The organism is Bradyrhizobium sp. MI1.7 (assembly GCF_055811795.1).
In genome coordinates this window covers 1-17,679 of record NZ_JBVVPO010000001.1, presented here as the reverse complement: position 1 = coordinate 17,679, position 17,679 = coordinate 1, and the positions used below count along the sequence as shown (strand labels likewise).

The window sequence follows — 17,679 nt, the reverse complement described above, 5'->3', positions numbered from 1 at the left end:
GGCCTCACGGCAGCTTCAGCGAGGTCTCCGCGTTGTACGGCCTCAGCGTCTCGTCGGCAGCCTTCTGGGCGGCGACCAGCGCCTCCTTCGGCTGCTTCTTGCCGTTGAGGACCAGCATGACCTCGTCCTCGAGCGTCTTGCGGACCGGCACGGTCTTGTAGGTCGCGAACCAGGGTTTTGCGACGTCGAGCTGCTCGACGGCGGTCTTGGCGTCCGGGTTCTTGTTGAGGAAGTCGACCATGTCAGGCGTCTTGTAGGCGGCCATGTTGGGCGCGAAATAGCCGGTGGCGCGGCTCCACCAGGCGCTCTTCTCGGGCGAGGTCATCCACTTGATCAGCGTCCAGGCGGCCTTCTGCTTGTCGGCTTCGAGGCCGGCCGGAACGATCAGCGAGGCGCCACCGATCGGCACGGCGTTGCGGACGTTGCGCGGGATGAACGCGACCTTGTAGTTGAACTTGGCGTTGTCGCGCACATAGGTCAGCGAGCCCGTCGAGAGCATCATCATCGCGGCATTGCCGGAGATGAAGGAGGTGCTGACGGCCGGGCCGGGCGTCGCGCCGGGGGCGTGGACCTTGTGCTTGTAGACGAGGTCGTTCCACCAGGTCAGCGCGCCCAGCATCGAGGGCGTGTCGTAATAGACTTCGCCGCCGAATTCCTCGTTGTAGTAGCGCCCGCCATTGGTCATGGTGAGCGTTTCCATCATCCAGCCGCAATAGTCATAGGCGCAGGGGATCGCGATGCCCCATTGGGTCACCTTGTCGCCTTCGCGCTTGGTGAGCTTCTTGGCCCAGTCGGTGAGCTCGGCCCAGGTCTGCGGCGGCTTGCTCGGATCGAGGCCGGCTTCCTTGGCCTTGTCGGCGTTGATGTAGAGCAGCGGCGTCGAATTGTGGAAGGGCACGCCGTAGACCGAGCGGTCGATCACCGCGTTGCCCTGCAGCGCCGGGAAGAACTGGCCCAAGAACTTTTCCTTGGTGGAGCCGTCGGCGGCGATCAGGCTGTCGAGATTGGTGAGCTCGTTCTCGATCTGCATGTCGAGCAGGAAGTTCGCGGACATGATCACGGCGGCCGGCGGCTTGCCGGCCTTGATGGCCGCGCGCGTCTTGATCAGCGTGTCGTCATAGGAGCCGGTGTAGACCGCGGTCGCCTTGATGGCGGGATGGGTCTCGTTGAACTCCTTGATCAAGGTGCCCATGTCGCGGGCGAGCTTGCCGTCGACGGGAACGGGGAAGAACAGGTCGATCTCGGTCGGACCTTCGGCCATTGCCGGGAAGGCGAGGGCGCCTGCCATAGAGCCTGCCATGGCGAGGCCAAGCATGAGCCTGCGGGTAAACAGCATCGAAAAATCTCCTATTTGATGCCTGAGGTGACGAAAGAGCTGATGAAGCGTTTCTGGAAGATCAGGAATGTGATGAGCAGCGGCGCGATCACCATCAGCGTGCCGGCGGCAATCGTGCCCCAGGCCTGCGTGCCTTCGGCGGTCGCGGTGAAGACGGACAGACCGACCGTGAGCGGCCGCTTGTCCGGCGAATTGATCACCATCAGCGGCCACAGGAAGTCGTTCCAGTGGCTGGTGACGGAGATGATGGCGAAGGCCGAGAAGCTCGGCATCGACAGCGGCACGTAGATGTGGCGGATGCGCTGGAGAAGGCTGGCGCCGTCGATCAGGGCGGCGTCTTCCAGCTCGGTCGGAATGGCTTCAAAAGCCTGCCGCATCAGGAAGGTGCCGAAGGCCGAGGCGAAGAACGGCATCATCACGCCGGCGAGCGTGTCGTAGAGCCCGAGCTGCGCCACCAGGCTCAAATTCGGCACGATCAGCAGCACCGGCACCAGCATCAGCTGCATCAGGAACAAATAGAAGATCAGCGTCTTGCCGGCGAATTCGAGCCGCGCAAAGGCAAAGCCCGCCAGCGTGATCGTGACGAACTGCACCAGCAGAATGCCGGTGCAGATGATCGTGGTGTTGAGGGTGTAGCGCGGGAAATCGCCGATCTCCCAGGCATCCCTGACATTGTCGAGGGTCGGCTTCAGGCTCGGCATCAGCTCGGCCATCACGTTGATGCCGTCGGACGCCGGGCGCAGCGTCGCCACGCCCATCCACAGGAACGGGATCAGCCAGACGATGGCGAGCAAGATCGTCAACACGAAGCCGAGCTTGGGCGTGATCTCGCGGCGGGTGGCGAGCGGGGCATCCTTGAGCAGGCGGTCGATCAGCGTCATGGCCCGCCCTCGCGGTTTGCCATCGTCCGGAAGGAGAGCGCGGTGAGGCCCATCAGCGCCGCAAGCGTCAGCAGTGTCGCTGCCGAGGCCTTGCCGATGTCGTAATGCTCGACCGCCTGCTGGTAGATGTAGAACAGCACAAGATTGGTCGAGTTGGACGGCCCGCCCTTGGTCATGACGAAGACGTGGTCGACCTGCGTGACCGCGTTGAGCGTGGCGATGACAATGACGAACAGGAAGGTCGGCTTGAGCTCGGGCAGGATGATGTAGCGCAGCCGCATGAACGGGCCGGCGCCATCGAGATGCGCGGCTTCCATGACATCCTCGGGCACGGCCTGGAGGCCAGCGAGGAAGAACAGCATGTAGTAGCCGGCGTTCTTCCAGATGGTGATCACCATGATCGCATAGAGCGCGATGTCGGGGTCGCCGAGCCAGTTCGGCACCACCGGAAGCAGGCGGCCGATGTAGTAGTCGAGCAGGCCGACATTGGGCAGGAAGATGAACAGGAACAGCGCGGAGGCCGCGACCATCGGGATCAGCACCGGCAGGAACAGCGCCGCGCGCAGCGCGCTGCTCACCGCATTGGTGCGCGACAGCGCCAGCGCGAACAGCAGTGCAAGTCCGATGCTCGGGATCGCCGTGCCGATGGCGTAGACGAGATTGTTGACGACCGCGCCGGTGAAGGCGGGATCGGCAAGCACGGCACTGACATTGTCGAGGCCGACGAAGCGGACCGGTGCCTTCGGCGTCGCGCGCTGGTAGAGCGCGTCGATCAGCACGCGGCCCATCGCGCCATAGGTGAACAGTGCGAGGAAGACCAGTGATGGCAGAAGCAACAGATAGGCAGGCAGCGAGGCGTTGAAGCGGCCTACAAACCGCTTCAGGACGTGCAGACGCGGTGCCGCCGAAGTCGCGACCGGGAGAGCCGCGGGTTCAGCGAGGCTCATCTCATCGCGCCGGGAAATTGAGCGCATAGTCGCGGTCGTTCATTCCCGTCGGTGCGGCGAATGGAAAGCGCAGACTGGTGTCGAGGAAGTCGTGGCTGTGCACGACCAGGTTCTCGCTGTCGATGAGCACCACGCCATAGGCCGGCGGCTCATGGCTGGCGAGATGGTCGGTCGCGGCAGCGTCGAGCTCGAACCAGACCTGGTGGTTGGTGCCGCGGAGCGTCGAGAACGGGATCTTGCCGTAGCTGCCGAAGATCGGCCGGTGCACGTGGCCGAAGAAGAGGTGGCGGATGCGTGCGCGATAGGGCGCGATCACCTCGGCGAATTCGGCGCTCTGCGCCAGTGCGATCTCGTCCATCGCGTGGACGCCGACCGGGAAGGGCGGATGATGCATGAAGACGACGAACGGCATGTCGGCGGGCGCTGCGGCCAGCGTGCTCGCGAGCCAGCCGAGGCGCTTGGCGCACATCTCGCCGGCGTGGCTGGTCTCGTCCAGCGTGTCGAGGAAGACGAACAGGCCGTGCTCGGTGGTGCGGGTGCCCTGGACGAAGCCGTTCGGGTCGCGCGGCGCGGCCTTCAGGCCGTCGAGGCAGGCCACGCGCTTGTCGTGATTGCCGACCATGGCGATATAAGGGATTTTCAGCGCGCCCATCGCCTCGGCGAAATTGATGTAGGATTCAGGCTCGCCCCAATGGGTGAGGTCGCCGGTCACGACTGCGAAGGCAGCGTCGGACTGGTGCTTGTTGATGTTGGCAACCGCCGCGTCCAGCCGGGCGCGCGGATCGAGGCCATAGAGCTTCAGTCCGGGGTTCGCGAGATGCGTGTCGGTGATGTGGATGAATTTGAAGGGCATGGCGCGTCAGGACTGTTGGAGGATGGGCGCCTCCGGCAGGACGTCCCTGATAGGCCGTTAGAGTGCCAGTGTTTCAGTTTGATGACAGCGGTTCCTGCGGCGCGTGGAAGATGTGGACATGCTTGGGACGACCGGGCGAGCGTACTCTGGGGCCGAATGACCTCTCACGATTGAGGCGCAAGATGCGGTCTACCTTGCCGCGAAGATGCGGTCGTGGTTTGCTCATGCTGCTCACCGAATTTGCATCACGAGACCTCCGAATGTTGCCGCCGCGTGGCCTCCCCAAGCTGGGTTTGCTTGCCGTCTCCCTGCTGCTTGTCGTCCTCTCCGCCGTCCCCGATGCGGCGCGCGCCGAATTCAATTTCGCCCGTTACAAGGAGACCGATCTCGACGAGTTCCTGGCACGGCGGCGACCGGCCACCGGCCTCGACGTCTACCCGATGTCGCCGCTGAAGCTCGACGTCACGCTGGCCTCCCACGGCGAGCCGTGCGCAAGCGGCGCGCTCAAGCGATCGCTGATCATGAGCGGCATGCCCAAGACCGACGCCGACGCCTTGCAGGCGACCAACTGCATCACGGTCCGCTCCGCCAAGGGGCGCGAGCTCAAGGTCTTCATCCAGGATGTGGTCTACGGCTTCTTGCCGGCGGAGGTGCCGGTCGGGGACAAGCTCTCGCTCTATGCGATCCATGCCTTCACGTCCCCCGAAGGGCCGGGGCTGCTGGTCAATGAATTCCTCACCCCGCGCAGCTTTCCGCGCGCCGACAAGCCGGCAGACAAGACGATGACCTCCTGTGGATGCTGGACCCAGGACGAGCATCCCGGCGTCGATTTCACCTCCGACAAGGCAGGCGGTCCGGTGGCGGCGATGGCGGACGGCGTCGTCGTCAAGATCGAGACCAGCGAGCAGGCGCCGGCCGACCTGCCCGTGATCGGCGGTTGCGGCCGCTATGTCGTGCTCAAGCACACCTATCCCAACGGCGGCGTCATCTACACGCGCTACGTCCAGCTTGGCCGCATTGTCGGGCCGAAGGGAGAGGCGCTTGCGGTGGGCGCGAGCGTCAAGGCAAAGGACACGATCGGCGAGATCGACCCGAACAAGGTGCTGCATTTCGAGATCCGCCCCGTCGCGCCCGGAACGACGACGACGAACAAGGCCTGGGCCGAGCGGTATGCCAACGTGCCCGACATGGAGTGGTCCCGCTACGATCCCGTCGATCCGCAGAAGTTCGACGCGGCGTCGTTCGGCGGGATCAGGAAGGCGACGAAGTAAGAAGGTGCGTAGGGTGGATTAGCCGAAGGCGTAATCCACCACTGTGAGCCAACTTCAAGTTGTGTTATCGGTGATATGTCCGACTACCGCCGCGCATTCATCCCCGGAGGGGGCTGGTTCTTCACCGTGAACCTGCTCGATCGGCGGAAAGCTCTTTTGACCCACCACATCGAAATCTTACGGGACGCGGTCGCCGCAACGCGCCGGAGCCATCCTTTCGAGATCGATGCTTTCGTAGTTTTACCGGATCATCTCCACGCGATCTGGAAGCTGCCACCGGACGATGCCAATTTTTCGGTCCGCTGGAGGCTGATCAAGACGCGATTTGCCAAAGCACTCCCAGCGAATGAGCGGCTGAGCGTTGTCCGTGCGGCGCGGAACGAACGCGGCATCTGGCAACGCCGGTTCTGGGAGCATCTGATCCGTGACGAGGCCGACTACGCCCGCCACGTCGAATATTGCTATTACAATCCCGTCAAGCACGGTCATGTCTCGAAGGTTTGCGATTGGCGGTACTCGTCATTTCACCGCGATGTGCGGGCTGGATTATTTCCCGAGGATTCGGGCGGTGACGCCAAGATCGCGGGCGAATTCGGTGAGCGGGCGTGACGATCGCGTTAGCTCGTAGGGTGGATTAGCGAAGCGTAATCCACCTCTGTACTCTCGTCTGGTTGAGAGAAGCGGTGGATTACGCCTTCGGCTAATCCACCCTACGCACCGAGTTTGTTGCTATGTCCCGCAGAACGTCTGCAGCACTCGCTGGTCCGGCAGCGGCGGATCGGCGTAGGCGGCATAGTCCGGCTGCTCCTCGAACGGCTTGGCCAGCACCTTCACCAGCTCTTCGAACGGCGCGTAGTCGTCGTTGTTCACCGCGGCCTGGATCACGGCCTCGACGCGGTGGTTGCGCGGGATGAAGATCGGGTTGACGGCGTGCATGGCGGCCTGCCGCTCGGCTGCGGCCTGCGGCTCCAGCGCGGTGCGCTCGCGCCAGCGTCTGGCCCAGTCGTCGAGGGCTGAGGGGTCCATGAACTGCGCGCGGACGTCGGCAGCGGCGGCCTCGTCGCCTGCGGCGTCACCGAGCTTGCGGAAGGTGAGGGTGAAGTCGGCCTGGTTCTTGGCCATGGCGTCCAGCAGGTCCTGGATCAGCGCCTCGTCGCCGTCGCGTTCCGTGAACAGGCCGACCTTCTTGCGCAGGCCTGCTTGATAGGCGGTGCTGAACGTCTCGGAGAAAGCGCCGAGAATGTCCTGGGCTTCCGCGACCGCCTTCTCCTGATCGTCGGAGAACAGCGGCAGCAGGCATTCGGCGAGCCGGGTCAGATTCCACAGCGCGATGCGCGGCTGGTTGGCATAGGCATAGCGGCCCATCTCGTCGATCGACGAAAACACCTGCGCGGGGTTGTAGGCATCCATGAAGGCGCAGGGGCCGTAATCGATGGTCTCGCCCGAGATCGAAGAGTTGTCGGTGTTCATCACGCCGTGGATGAAGCCGACCAGCAACCAGCGCGCGATGAGATCGGCCTGACGCGCGACGACGCCGGCGAGCAGGGCGTGATAGGGGCGCTCTGCATGGAGCAGATCCGGATAGTGGCGGGCGATGACGTGGTCGGCGAGCCGGCGGATCGCGCCGGTGTCGCGGCGGACGGCGAAGAACTGGAAGGTGCCGACGCGGATGTGGCTCGCGGCGACGCGCGTCAGCACAGCGCCGGGCAGCGCGGTCTCGCGGATGACGTGCTCGCCGGTGACGACCGCGGCGAGCGAGCGCGTGGTCGGGATGCCGAGCGCAAACATGGCTTCGCTGACGATGTATTCACGCAGCACCGGACCCAACGCAGCACGGCCGTCGCCGCGGCGGGAGAACGGGGTGGGACCCGAGCCCTTGAGCTGGATGTCGCGGCGGATGCCGTCTCTGTCGATGACCTCGCCGAGCAGGATCGCTCGGCCGTCGCCGAGCTGGGGCACGAATTGCCCGAACTGGTGGCCGGCATAGGCCATGGCGATTGGGTCGGCGCCAGCGGGAACCGTTTTCCCGGCCAGGATTTCGGCACCCTCAGGGGTCTCTAGCAGGTCAGGGTCGAGCCCGAGCTGGACCGCCAGCGGCCGGTTCAGCTTGATCAGCCGGGGGGCGGCCACAGGGGTCGGCGCGACCCGGGCAAAGAAGCTGTCCGGCAGTGCCGAATACGAGTTCTGGAAGGGGAAATGGACGGTCATGGAGGTAAAGATAGGCGGGGAACGCCTGATGGCAAAGGCTTGAGGCCCAATCGGCCAAAAATGGGCGCTTCGGCCCCAAAACAGCCCGTTCCCTTGGTTGCCGCCTCCGGCCTCGTCGGGTAAACCCTGCCGCAACTTCGGACCGGTCGTTTCAGGCCGTCCGATTCGACCCCTCCGACATTGATTTTGGGACGACCATGCATCGCTACCGGTCACATACATGCGGCGCGCTCCGCGAGAGCAACATCGGCGAAACAGTTCGCCTCTCGGGCTGGGTCCATCGCGTTCGCGACCATGGCGGCGTGCTGTTCATCGACCTGCGCGACCATTACGGCCTGACCCAGTGCGTGGTCGATCCGGACTCGCCGGCGTTCGCGCTGGCCGAAAAGCTCCGGTCGGAATTCGTGGTCAAGATGGACGGCAAGGTCCGCCGCCGCCCCGAGGGGACCGACAATGACGATCTGCCGACCGGCAAGATCGAGATCTATGTCAGCGAGATTGAGGTGCTCGGTCCGGCCGGCGACCTGCCGCTGCCGGTGTTCGGCGATCAGGAATACCCTGAGGACATCCGCCTGAAGTACCGCTTCCTCGATTTGCGCCGCGAGAAGCTGCACCAGAACATCATGACGCGCGTCGAAATCATCAAGTCGATGCGTCGGCGCATGGAGGGGCAGGGGTTCTTCGAGTTCAACACCCCGATCCTGACTGCGTCCTCGCCGGAAGGCGCGCGCGACTTCCTGGTGCCCTCGCGCATCCATCCCGGCAAGTTCTATGCGCTGCCGCAGGCGCCGCAGCAGTACAAGCAGCTGCTGATGATGTCGGGCTTCGACCGCTATTTCCAGATCGCGCCCTGCTTCCGCGACGAGGACCCGCGCGCCGACCGTCTGCCGGGCGAGTTCTACCAGCTCGACGTCGAGATGAGCTTTGTCACGCAGGAGGACGTGTTCGCGGCGATGGAGCCCGTGATCACCGGCGTGTTCGAGGAGTTCGCCAAGGGCAAGCCGGTGAGCAAGAACTGGCGCCGTATCCCGTTCGCCGAAGCGCTACGCAAATACGGCAGCGACAAGCCGGACCTGCGCAACCCGATCGAGATGCAGGACGTCTCCGAGCATTTCCGCGGCTCCGGCTTCAAGGTCTTTGCGCGCATGCTCGAAGACCCCAAGAACCAGGTCTGGGCGATCCCGGCGCCGGGCGGTGGCAGCCGCGCGTTCTGCGACCGCATGAACTCGTGGGCGCAGGGTGAAGGCCAACCCGGTCTCGGCTACATCATGTGGCGCGAGGGCGGCGAGGGCGCGGGTCCGCTCGCGAACAACATTGGGCCAGAGCGTACGGCTGCGATCCGCGCGCAGATCGGCGTCAAGGAAGGCGATGCCGCCTTCTTCGTCGCCGGCGACCCCGACAAGTTCTGGAAATTCTCAGGTCTTGCCCGCAACAAGGTCGGCGAGGAATTGAACCTCACCGACAAGGAGCGGTTCGAGCTCGCCTGGATCGTCGACTTCCCGATGTACGAGTACAACGAGGACGACAAGAAAGTCGACTTCTCGCACAACCCGTTCTCGATGCCGCAGGGCGGTCTCGACGCGTTGAAGGGCCAGGACCCGCTGACCATCAAGGCGTTCCAGTACGACATCACCTGCAACGGCTACGAGATCGCCTCGGGCGGCATCCGCAACCACGTGCCGGAAGCGATGGTGAAGGCGTTCGAGATCGCGGGTTACGGCGAGCAGGAAGTGGTCGACCGCTTCGGCGGCATGTACCGCGCCTTCCAATACGGCGCGCCGCCGCATGGCGGCATGGCCGCGGGCGTCGACCGCATCGTGATGCTTCTGTGCGGCACCAATAATCTGCGCGAGATCTCGCTTTTCCCGATGAACCAGCAGGCCATGGATCTGCTGATGGGCGCGCCGTCGGAGCCCAGCACCAAGCAGCTCCGCGAGCTGCATGTGCGGGTGAATCTGCCGCAGAAGTGATCTGAGCCGGTTTTCGGTCCCGTACCCCGGACGCAGCGCAGCGCGACTTCGGCGGTGCGCTGCGGAGCCGGGGCCCACGTCTCGGCGAGCAGCGGCGCTTCTGGGTCCCTGTGTCTTGGAAGCCTGTCATGATGGAGTGGGCGGGAAGCCGTTGGGTCCTTGGCGCTTGACGCCGTGATCCGGCCCGGTCTCCCGCCCGTTCCATCTATCAACCTGAACAGTTGCACGAGGCTGCGGCAACAGACCTCGCATCACAGGGACAGGCACCGTGATCATACCCCTTCGTTACGTCGGAATCGACGTCTCCAAACAACATCTCGATATCTTCGATGAGGGCTTGGGTGTGCCGGAGCGCATCGCCAACGCGCCGCAGGCCATCACACAGATCGTGGCGCGTTGGCGATGCGACGTGCTGGTCGTCTTCGAGGCAACGGGTGTCTATGATCTCGAACTTCGCGAGGCGCTGGGTCAGGCCGGTATCCGCTTCGCGCGGATCAACCCGGCCCGGGCTCGCGACTTTGCGCGCGCCAGCGGCCAGCTCGCCAAGACCGACCCGATCGATGCGAGGATGCTGGCGGCCTTTGCGCGGGCCCTGAAGCCAGCCACCGAGCAAATTGCCAATCCCGCCCGCAATGCCTTGGCGAGGCTCGCAAAACGGCGGGATCAGCTGGTCCTCATGCGTGCGCAGGAGAAGAACCGGCGCAGCGAGGCCGACGACCGTGCCATGGCCGATCGTATCGGCCGTCTCATCGAGGTCCTCGACGGCGAGATCGCCGAGATCGAGGCCGACATCAGCACGCTGATCAAGACCGAGCCGGAGATCTCGGGCGATGCGCAGTTGATACGTTCACTTCCTGGCGTGGGTCCCGTAACCTGCATGCAACTGATCGCGCAGATGCCGGAACTCGGAAAAGTGGGACCGAAGCAGGTGGCAGCGCTAGCCGGCCTGGCTCCCTTCAACGTCGACAGCGGGGCTTACCGTGGCAAACGTAAGATCGCCGGGGGCCGAAAGCGCGTCCGTGATGCCCTTTACATGGCTGCTCTCAACGCGGTCCGCCGGGCCGATCCGTTCAAGGTCTTTTACGTACGATTGCGACAGGCCGGCAAACCAGCCAAACTCGCCCTCATTGCCGTCGCCAGGAAGCTGCTGACGGTCCTCAACGCCATGATGCGCGACAGGAAGCCCTACCTGAACGTCAAGCCGACATAACAGTTGCCGGCTCTGCGCAGCAGCGTAAGAACGCTGCAGCGCGTCCGGAACACAAGACCACCGCCGTCGCCTACAGCCCCGTCGACGCCTCGATCCTGAACTGCGCCAGCGCGACGATCGGCTCGCTGTTCAGTGCGTCCATGAGCTGAAGCACCGGCACCTTGCCGAGCGGGGTCAGCTTGATCGTCAGCGTCTGACCTGAGGTCTCGACGAAGCCGGCGAGTGCATCGACCGCCGCTTTGGCATCGAGATTGGCGGCCGTGACCTTCTCGCCCTGCGCGCGGATCATCTCGGCGATGGTACTGCGGGCGGCGTCGCGGCTGACATTTTGCATGCGCGAGAACTGCGCCACGACGAGATCGACGACGCCGCTGTCACGCAGGGAGAGTTCGAGCGTGCCGGTCTCGACCTGCGCCATCTCACTCATAGCCTCCATCGGGTCGGTCATGGTGAACAGGCCGCGCGGCACATTGGCGAGCGCGAAGCGGGCCTGCGCCTTGGCGAGGTTGCCGAGATCAATGGTGGCGGGCGCAAGCGCAAACGCGCCCGAGGACTCCGTCCAGGCGGCGCCGAGATCGAGGTCGATCGCCAGCTTGTCCACGCCCGCCATGATCAGCGGCCGCTGCGCCGGATTGGAGGGATCGGTCGGCGTGACCATCTTCACGACCAGATTGGCCTTGCTCGGGATCGATCCGACCAGCTGGCCCCAATTCAGGCTGATCGTGTCGATGGTGACGAGCTGCCGCGTGTTCTTGAAGGGCGAGACCACGCCCTTGATCTCGGCACCTTCGAGCACCCGGAACAAGCCCAGCATCTGGTCGGGCGAGGGCGCCTGCCCGGGATTGCTGAGGCCAGCGGCCCAGCGCATCAGGTTCGTAATGCTGAACGATTTGAGCGCGAAGCGCTCCATCTTGAACTGCCCTTGCGGCGACGGCGTATCGACGCCCTCGACGGCGAACTCGCCCTCGCGGTACCTGACCGCATTGATCTTGGCTGTTCCCTGCGGCGTCCCGATCGACGTCTTGCCCATCTCGGCCTTGCCGATGCGAACACCCTCGTAGACCCCGGCGAGCTTCTCCAGCAGCTCGCGCGCCTGCGCCGGCGTCTGGGGCGCCGATTGATCCTGCGGCAGCGCGGCGAGCACGTCGGCCAGCCGGAATTTCGACGGCTGCACGGCGATGTCCTCGATGGCGAAGCCGTCGATATCGACGCGAATCGCCTGTGCCGATTTGAGCGTGTACGGGCCTGCCGAGACTTGCCGGTAGACCCGGCGATAGTTGTCGTCGCCGCTCGTCTGCGGATCGAGCGCCGCGAGGATCGCGGTGGCATCGAAATCGTTGACGATGATGTTCGACAGCTCGCCTGTCAGCTTGTCCGGCTTGCCTGGCTGCTTCACCTCGACCGAGATGACGGCGCGGTCGGCCTTCATCGCATCGATCTTGCCGTGCTTGAGGTTCTGGATCGCCAGCCCGGTATAGGTGAACTCGCCGCTGCCGGCGGCAGCGTTGCCGGAATCGAAGCTCATCGTCAGTGTCGGGGCCGTAAGCGACGAGGCCGTGACGCCCGTGTACTGGCTGAGCGCATAGCGGTACATCTCGATCAGGGAGTTGTCCGCTGGCGCAGCCGCGGCGTGAACGGGACCGGCGTAGTCGCGCATCGTCAATTGCGGGATCTTGTAGGAGACCTTCAGTTTTGCCGGGGGAGCCTGGTCCAGTGCGACCTCAACACCGGTGATGTCGATGCTGTCGGCCGAAAACCTGATATCGTCGACCAGGCGAACGCCCGTCCCTTTGATGCCGGCGATCTTGATCTGCGCCTGCGGCAGGTTGCCGGGAGTGACCGCGATATCCTCGATCGTCAGCGTCCGGGTCGCGAGCTCGAACGTGATCTTGCCGTGGCTCGCCTTGCCGCCCTGTTGGCGCATCTGCTCGAACGCCGCCTCGACCTCGCTGGTCGCGCGGTGCTGGACATAGAGGTTGAAGCCGAACCATCCGCCCGCGGCAAGCACGGCTGCCACGATCAGGCCGATCAGGATTCGCTTCATTCCCAGCTCCAGTTGCCCGTTTTGCACTGCGCAACCTGCCATATTCGGGAAATGCCGCGCGGTCTAGGGAAAGCTAGCGCTATCAGGTATTTGACCATGCGCCCTGTTGATGGGGCCGTAATCGGATGTTGCCACCGGGGCGCCCGCCGTGCTTCATCCCGTTTCCATGACCCGGAAATACCGTCCGCTTGGGCGGCGGCTCCGGATGAGGCATTTTGAAGCCGGTAACGCGAGGCGAGACACCGCATGTCGTCTTATTCTGATGATCTCCACCAGGCGGCGCTGGCCTATCACCGTCTGCCGCGCCCCGGAAAGCTCGAGATCCAGGCGAGCAAGCCGCTCGCCAACCAGCGCGACCTCGCGCTTGCCTATTCTCCGGGCGTTGCCGCCGCCTGTACCGAGATCGCCAAGAACCCGGCGGAGGCCGCCACGCTTACCACCCGCGCCAATCTGGTCGCGGTGGTCTCCAACGGCACCGCGGTGCTCGGCCTCGGCAATATCGGCCCGCTGGCCTCCAAGCCGGTGATGGAGGGCAAGGCCGTCCTGTTCAAGAAATTCGCCGGCATCGACGTGTTCGACATCGAGATCGCCGCCGACACCATCGAGCGCGTGGTCGAGACCGTGGCGGCCCTCGAGCCGACCTTCGGCGGCATCAATCTCGAGGACATCCGCGGACCGGAATGTTTTGAGATCGAGGCGCAGCTGAAGGAGCGCATGAAGATCCCGGTCTTTCATGACGACCAGCACGGCACCGCCATCATCGTCGCCGCCGCCATCACCAATGGTCTCAGGCTGAACGGCAAGAAGCTGTCCGACGTCAAGATCGTCGCGTCGGGGGCAGGCGCCGCCGCGATCGCGACGCTCAACCTTCTGGTGTCGATGGGCGCGCAGCGCAAGAACATCTGGGTCTGCGACATCGACGGTCTCGTGCATGAAGGCCGCAACACCACGATGGATCGCTGGAAGGCGGTCTACGCGCAGAAGACCGACAAGCGCACGCTGGGCGACGTCATCGGCGGCGCCGACATCTTCATCGGGCTGTCGGCACCAGGGGTGCTCAAGCCGGAGATGGCCAAGGCGATGGGCGACAAGCCCCTGATCATGGCGCTCGCCAACCCGACCCCGGAGATCATGCCGGAGGAGGCGCGGAAGGTGCGCCCCGACGCCATGATCTGCACCGGCCGCTCCGACTATCCGAACCAGGTCAACAACGTCCTGTGCTTTCCGTTCATCTTCCGCGGCGCGCTCGACGTTGGCGCCAGCGCCATCAACGAGGAGATGAAGCACGCTGCCGTCGAGGCCATCGCGCAGCTCGCGCGCGAGGCGCCGTCGGATGCGGTCGCGCAAGGCTTTGACACCGGCGAAACGCAGGGCTTCGGCCCGGGCTCGCTGATCCCGAGCCCCTTTGATCCCAGGTTGATTCTGCGCATCGCGCCCGCCGTCGCCAAGGCGGCGATGGAGTCGGGCGTCGCGACGCGCCCCATCACCAACTTTGACGAATACACCGCGCTGCTCGAGCGCTTCGCCTTCCGCTCCGGCCTCGTCATGAAGCCGATGTTCGCCAAGGCCAAGACCCAGCCGGTGCGCGTGATCTACGCCGAAGGCGAGGACGAGCGCGTGCTGCGTGCCACGCAAGTGGTGCTGGAGGAGAAGCTGGCGACGCCGATCCTGGTCGGGCGTCCGTCGGTCGTCGAGGCGCGCATCAAGCGCTTCGGCCTGTCGATCAAGGCAGGCAAGGATTTCGACCTCGTCAATCCCGAGGACGATCCGCGCTATCGCTCCTATGTGCAGTCCTATGTCGAGGTTGCCGGCCGCCGCGGCGTGACGCCGGATGCGGCGCGTACGGTGGTGCGCACCAACAACACGGTGATCGCCGCGCTCGCGGTCATGCGCGGGGAGGCGGATGCCATGCTCTGCGGCGTCGAAGGCCGCTACATGCACCACCTCCGCCATGTCCGCGAGATCATCGGCTTCTCCGCGGGGATCATCGACTATGCGGCGCTGGCGCTGCTGATCACCAGCAAGGGCGCCTTCTTCATCGCCGACACGCAGGTTCGGCCCAATCCGAGCGCCGAGGAGCTCGCCGAGATCGCCTCGCTGGCGGCGGTCCACGTCCAGCGCTTCAACATCAAGCCTAAGATCGCCTTCGTCTCGCACTCGGATTTCGGCAGCTACGACACCGAGTCCTCGCGCAAGATGCGCCGGGCGACCCAGCTGTTGAAGGAGAAGCATCCGGAGATCGAGGCCGACGGCGAGATGCAGGGCGACACGGCACTTTCAGCTGCTGCGCGGAAAATGGTGCTGCCGCACTCGAAGCTGGAGGGCGAGGCCAACATCATGATCATGCCGAGCCTCGACACCGCCAACGTCGCCTATCAGATGATCAAGTCGTTGGCGGATGCGCTCCCCGTCGGCCCGATCCTGATCGGCCCGGCACGCCCCGCCCATATCCTCACGCCGTCGGTGACGGCGCGAGGCATCCTCAACATGACGGCCGTTGCGGTCGTGGAAGCGCAGGAGCGCGCTGCACGGCAGCAGCCGACGTTGTTTACGTAAGATGCCGTCTTACCCTCTCCCCCTGTGGGAGAGGGTGGATCGCGGCGTTAGCGGCGAGACGGGTGAGGAGTCTCTATCCACGAGTCCCACCGCTATTGAGCTCGCGGATAGATACCCCTCATCCGGCGCCATAGCCGAAGCTTCGCTTCGGCGTTCTTAAGAACGGCGGCCGCAGGCCGCCTATGCCACTTTCTCCCACAGGGGGAGAAGCTGCACCGCCCGTGCCGCCAACTTTGAATTGCTCGCAGTTCGCCATTTCCCCGTTTGTAAACCGGCGCACGACTCTTCATAATCGCCCGGTACTCTCGTGAAGATGCCTTTTTCAAAAAGCCTGAGCCAAGAGGCCGATCATGCCAGCGTTCGTGACTTTCGGGCGAATCCTGTTCGCCGTGCTGTTCATCTACACGGGCGCGACCAAGTTCTTTCCCCTCCAGGCGACGGCCGATTTCATCGCCACCAAGGTGGTGGTGCCTGAGGTCATCGAGTCCTACACCAAGCAGATCGAGACGGCGACCGCCATGACCACGCCGCAACTGCTGGCGATCGCGGCCGGCGGGCTTGAGATCATTGCAGGCCTGATGATTGCGCTGAACTTCGGCGCGCGCTTTTTCGCATTGCTCATGATCATCTACATCGCGGTTTCGACCGTCCTGTTCTCCGATTTCTGGAATCAGGCCGCGCCCGACAACGCCAGGATGGTGGTCGATGCGCTGAAGAATCTCTCGATCATCGGCGCGCTGTTCATGATCATGGGCTACGGCCGCGCTACGCGCTCAGCCGAGACGGCCTACGGCGACGTGTAAAGCGAGTTGATGGCTCGTCCGACAGCATCTCCGCCCGCGCCGAATATCGCGTCACCCATCTCGGGGCGCGAGACGATCTGGCGTCTGATTTCATGACCAGCCTGAGCGCGGGCGGCACGGTGCACACGCTGCGCGGCGTGCTGGCCTATCACCTTCCGACGCCGTAGCGCAGATCGCCTGCGCTAGACTCGACGCCACGGCGTCACCGTGACGTCATGCGCCGCGTCGAGCAGATACGGCGCCCCCGGCTTCATCCCGTGTGACGCCAGCACCTCATGCGGCGTCCGCTCCGGCACGCCGACAAAGCAGCCTTCGCCGCCGGGCAACCGCACATGCGGTGCTTCCGACAGCCAGAACGTGTCGTAGCGGTCCATGAACATGTCGAACACGACGGGGCCGCCGATGATTGCGACCGTGCCGGAGGCGACATCGGCGAAAGCGCAGGCCTCCTCGAAGCTCGCATGCTCGGGATTCCACAGCGTCGCGTTCGGCATCTCCGGGTCGACGGTGAGTGCCTTGATCTTGCGGGTGAGGATCAGCCGCTTGCGCTTCGGCGAATTCGGCTGCTGCTCGTGCGAGTGTCCGCCGTGCACGACGACCGCGGCTCGATCGAGCGCTTGCTCGAAAAAGCGCTTGTCGCCTTCGAACACCAACGTTGAGGGCATGATGTGCGACGGATCGGCAAGCATGCCGTCCGCCGATATGATGACGTAACCTTCAAACCGGAAAGACAATTGCGGTCTATTCCGAGACCGTCGTCACGACGGAATTGACCGGGCGCGTGCTCACCGTCGGCAGCTTGACGTCCTTGAGCAGCTCCTGGTCGTATTCCGGCAGCGTCGAGGCCGGGAACTTGGCGCGCATCGCCACGACCTTGTAGCCGCCGGCTTTCAGCCGCTTCAGCAACTCGGGCAGGGCTTCGGCGGTGTGCTTCTGGAAATCGTGCATCAGGATGATGCCCTTGCCCTTGGTGTCGAGCTTCTTCATGACGGTCTCGATCACCTTCTCGGGCTTCGAGGCCTTGAAGTCGAAGGAGTCGATGTCGCAGGAGAAGATCGCGACGTTGCGGTTGCCGAGATAGGTGACCATCTCCGGCGGGTGCTGGAGCGCCGGGAAGCGGAAGAACGGCGAGGGCGAGATGCCGCCGAGCGCCCACTTCACTGCGGAGAATCCCTTCTCGATCTCTTCCTTGCGCTGCGCTTCCGTGAGCTTCTTGTTGTTGAGGTTGGCGTGCGACCAGGTGTGGGCGCCGACGGTGTGGCCGGCCGCATAGACCTGCTTCAAGATCTCCGGCTCATAGGTCGCGTGCTTGCCGATCGAGAAGAAGATGCCGGTGGTGCATTCGTCGGCGAGAGCCTTCAACACGGCGGGCGTGTTCTTCGGCCAGGGGCCGTCGTCGAAGGTCAGCACGACCTCCTTGTCGCGCAGGAAGTCGAGCTCCTTGAAATGCTCGAAGCCGAAGCCCGGACCACCCGTGGTGTCGATCTCAACCGTGCGGGCGACGCCGAGCGCGCCGGGCGTGTTGCAGGCCGCGCGGGCGGGCTGGGGCGCCTGTTTGGGCGGAACAACGGGATCAATCTCGAGGACAACACCATGCGTG

Annotated in this window: 14 protein-coding genes; 6 read left to right on the top strand and 8 right to left on the bottom strand. The window is 64.4% G+C overall.

Annotation, left to right across the window (positions count from 1 at the left end; genetic code table 11):
* Positions 1-4 precede the first annotated feature (4 nt).
* The 4 genes from AC0L3X_RS00070 to AC0L3X_RS00055 are packed head-to-tail and all read right to left on the bottom strand — an operon-like array spanning position 5 to position 4,017.
* On the bottom strand, positions 5-1,336 hold the full coding sequence (locus AC0L3X_RS00070; protein WP_354131220.1) for an ABC transporter substrate-binding protein: 1,332 nt from the start codon (positions 1,334-1,336) through the stop codon (positions 5-7).
* Positions 1,337-1,347: 11 nt separating this feature from the next.
* Positions 1,348-2,217, bottom strand: coding sequence for a carbohydrate ABC transporter permease (locus AC0L3X_RS00065; RefSeq protein ID WP_135215311.1), 870 nt, complete (start codon positions 2,215-2,217; stop codon positions 1,348-1,350).
* Entirely contained in the window at positions 2,214-3,164 is a 951-nt protein-coding gene (locus AC0L3X_RS00060) for a carbohydrate ABC transporter permease (protein WP_167768106.1), read from the bottom strand. The genes AC0L3X_RS00065 and AC0L3X_RS00060 overlap by 4 nt, the downstream gene beginning before the upstream one ends.
* Before the next feature lies 1 nt (position 3,165).
* Positions 3,166-4,017, bottom strand: coding sequence for a phosphodiesterase (locus AC0L3X_RS00055; protein WP_135215313.1), 852 nt, complete (start codon positions 4,015-4,017; stop codon positions 3,166-3,168).
* Positions 4,018-4,277: 260 nt separating this feature from the next.
* Here AC0L3X_RS00055 and AC0L3X_RS00050 point away from each other — a divergent pair, with 260 nt between their 5' ends.
* Together AC0L3X_RS00050 and AC0L3X_RS00045 are read left to right on the top strand one after the other, a co-directional pair.
* Positions 4,278-5,288 (top strand): M23 family metallopeptidase, encoded by a 1,011-nt coding sequence (locus AC0L3X_RS00050; RefSeq protein WP_354131221.1) that lies wholly within the window; start codon positions 4,278-4,280, stop codon positions 5,286-5,288.
* 75 nt (positions 5,289-5,363) lie between these two features.
* Positions 5,364-5,897 (top strand): REP-associated tyrosine transposase, encoded by a 534-nt coding sequence (locus AC0L3X_RS00045; protein ID WP_135215315.1) that lies wholly within the window; start codon positions 5,364-5,366, stop codon positions 5,895-5,897.
* 120 nt (positions 5,898-6,017) lie between these two features.
* Here AC0L3X_RS00045 and AC0L3X_RS00040 read toward each other — a convergent pair whose 3' ends face one another.
* Entirely contained in the window at positions 6,018-7,496 is a 1,479-nt protein-coding gene (locus AC0L3X_RS00040) for a protein adenylyltransferase SelO (protein ID WP_135215316.1), read from the bottom strand.
* Positions 7,497-7,693: 197 nt separating this feature from the next.
* Here AC0L3X_RS00040 and aspS point away from each other — a divergent pair, with 197 nt between their 5' ends.
* A complete protein-coding gene (gene aspS / locus AC0L3X_RS00035; RefSeq protein ID WP_135215317.1) occupies positions 7,694-9,466 on the top strand; it encodes an aspartate--tRNA ligase in 1,773 nt (590 codons plus the stop codon).
* 268 nt (positions 9,467-9,734) lie between these two features.
* Positions 9,735-10,676, top strand: a complete 942-nt coding sequence (locus AC0L3X_RS00030) for a transposase (protein ID WP_208067597.1) — start codon at positions 9,735-9,737, stop codon at positions 10,674-10,676.
* 70 nt (positions 10,677-10,746) lie between these two features.
* On the opposite strand, the gene AC0L3X_RS00025 is transcribed toward AC0L3X_RS00030, so the two are convergent.
* The gene (locus AC0L3X_RS00025) at positions 10,747-12,720 is read right to left on the bottom strand and encodes a hypothetical protein (protein WP_354131222.1); all 1,974 of its coding nucleotides are present in this window, start codon (positions 12,718-12,720) and stop codon (positions 10,747-10,749) included.
* 246 nt (positions 12,721-12,966) lie between these two features.
* Between AC0L3X_RS00025 and AC0L3X_RS00020 the strand changes: the two genes are divergently transcribed.
* Together AC0L3X_RS00020 and AC0L3X_RS00015 are read left to right on the top strand one after the other, a co-directional pair.
* Positions 12,967-15,276, top strand: coding sequence for an NADP-dependent malic enzyme (locus AC0L3X_RS00020; RefSeq protein WP_063983646.1), 2,310 nt, complete (start codon positions 12,967-12,969; stop codon positions 15,274-15,276).
* A 350-nt stretch (positions 15,277-15,626) separates the two neighbouring features.
* Positions 15,627-16,079: a DoxX family protein gene (locus tag AC0L3X_RS00015; protein ID WP_354131223.1), complete on the top strand. Its 453-nt coding sequence runs from the start codon at positions 15,627-15,629 to the stop codon at positions 16,077-16,079.
* Positions 16,080-16,261: 182 nt separating this feature from the next.
* Here AC0L3X_RS00015 and AC0L3X_RS00010 read toward each other — a convergent pair whose 3' ends face one another.
* Both AC0L3X_RS00010 and AC0L3X_RS00005 read right to left on the bottom strand, forming a co-directional pair.
* Positions 16,262-16,813 (bottom strand): dihydrofolate reductase family protein, encoded by a 552-nt coding sequence (locus AC0L3X_RS00010; protein WP_028147792.1) that lies wholly within the window; start codon positions 16,811-16,813, stop codon positions 16,262-16,264.
* Between the two features lie 7 nt (positions 16,814-16,820).
* On the bottom strand, positions 16,821-17,679 hold an 859-nt coding region (locus AC0L3X_RS00005), incomplete at its 5' end, for a polysaccharide deacetylase family protein (RefSeq protein ID WP_473316021.1).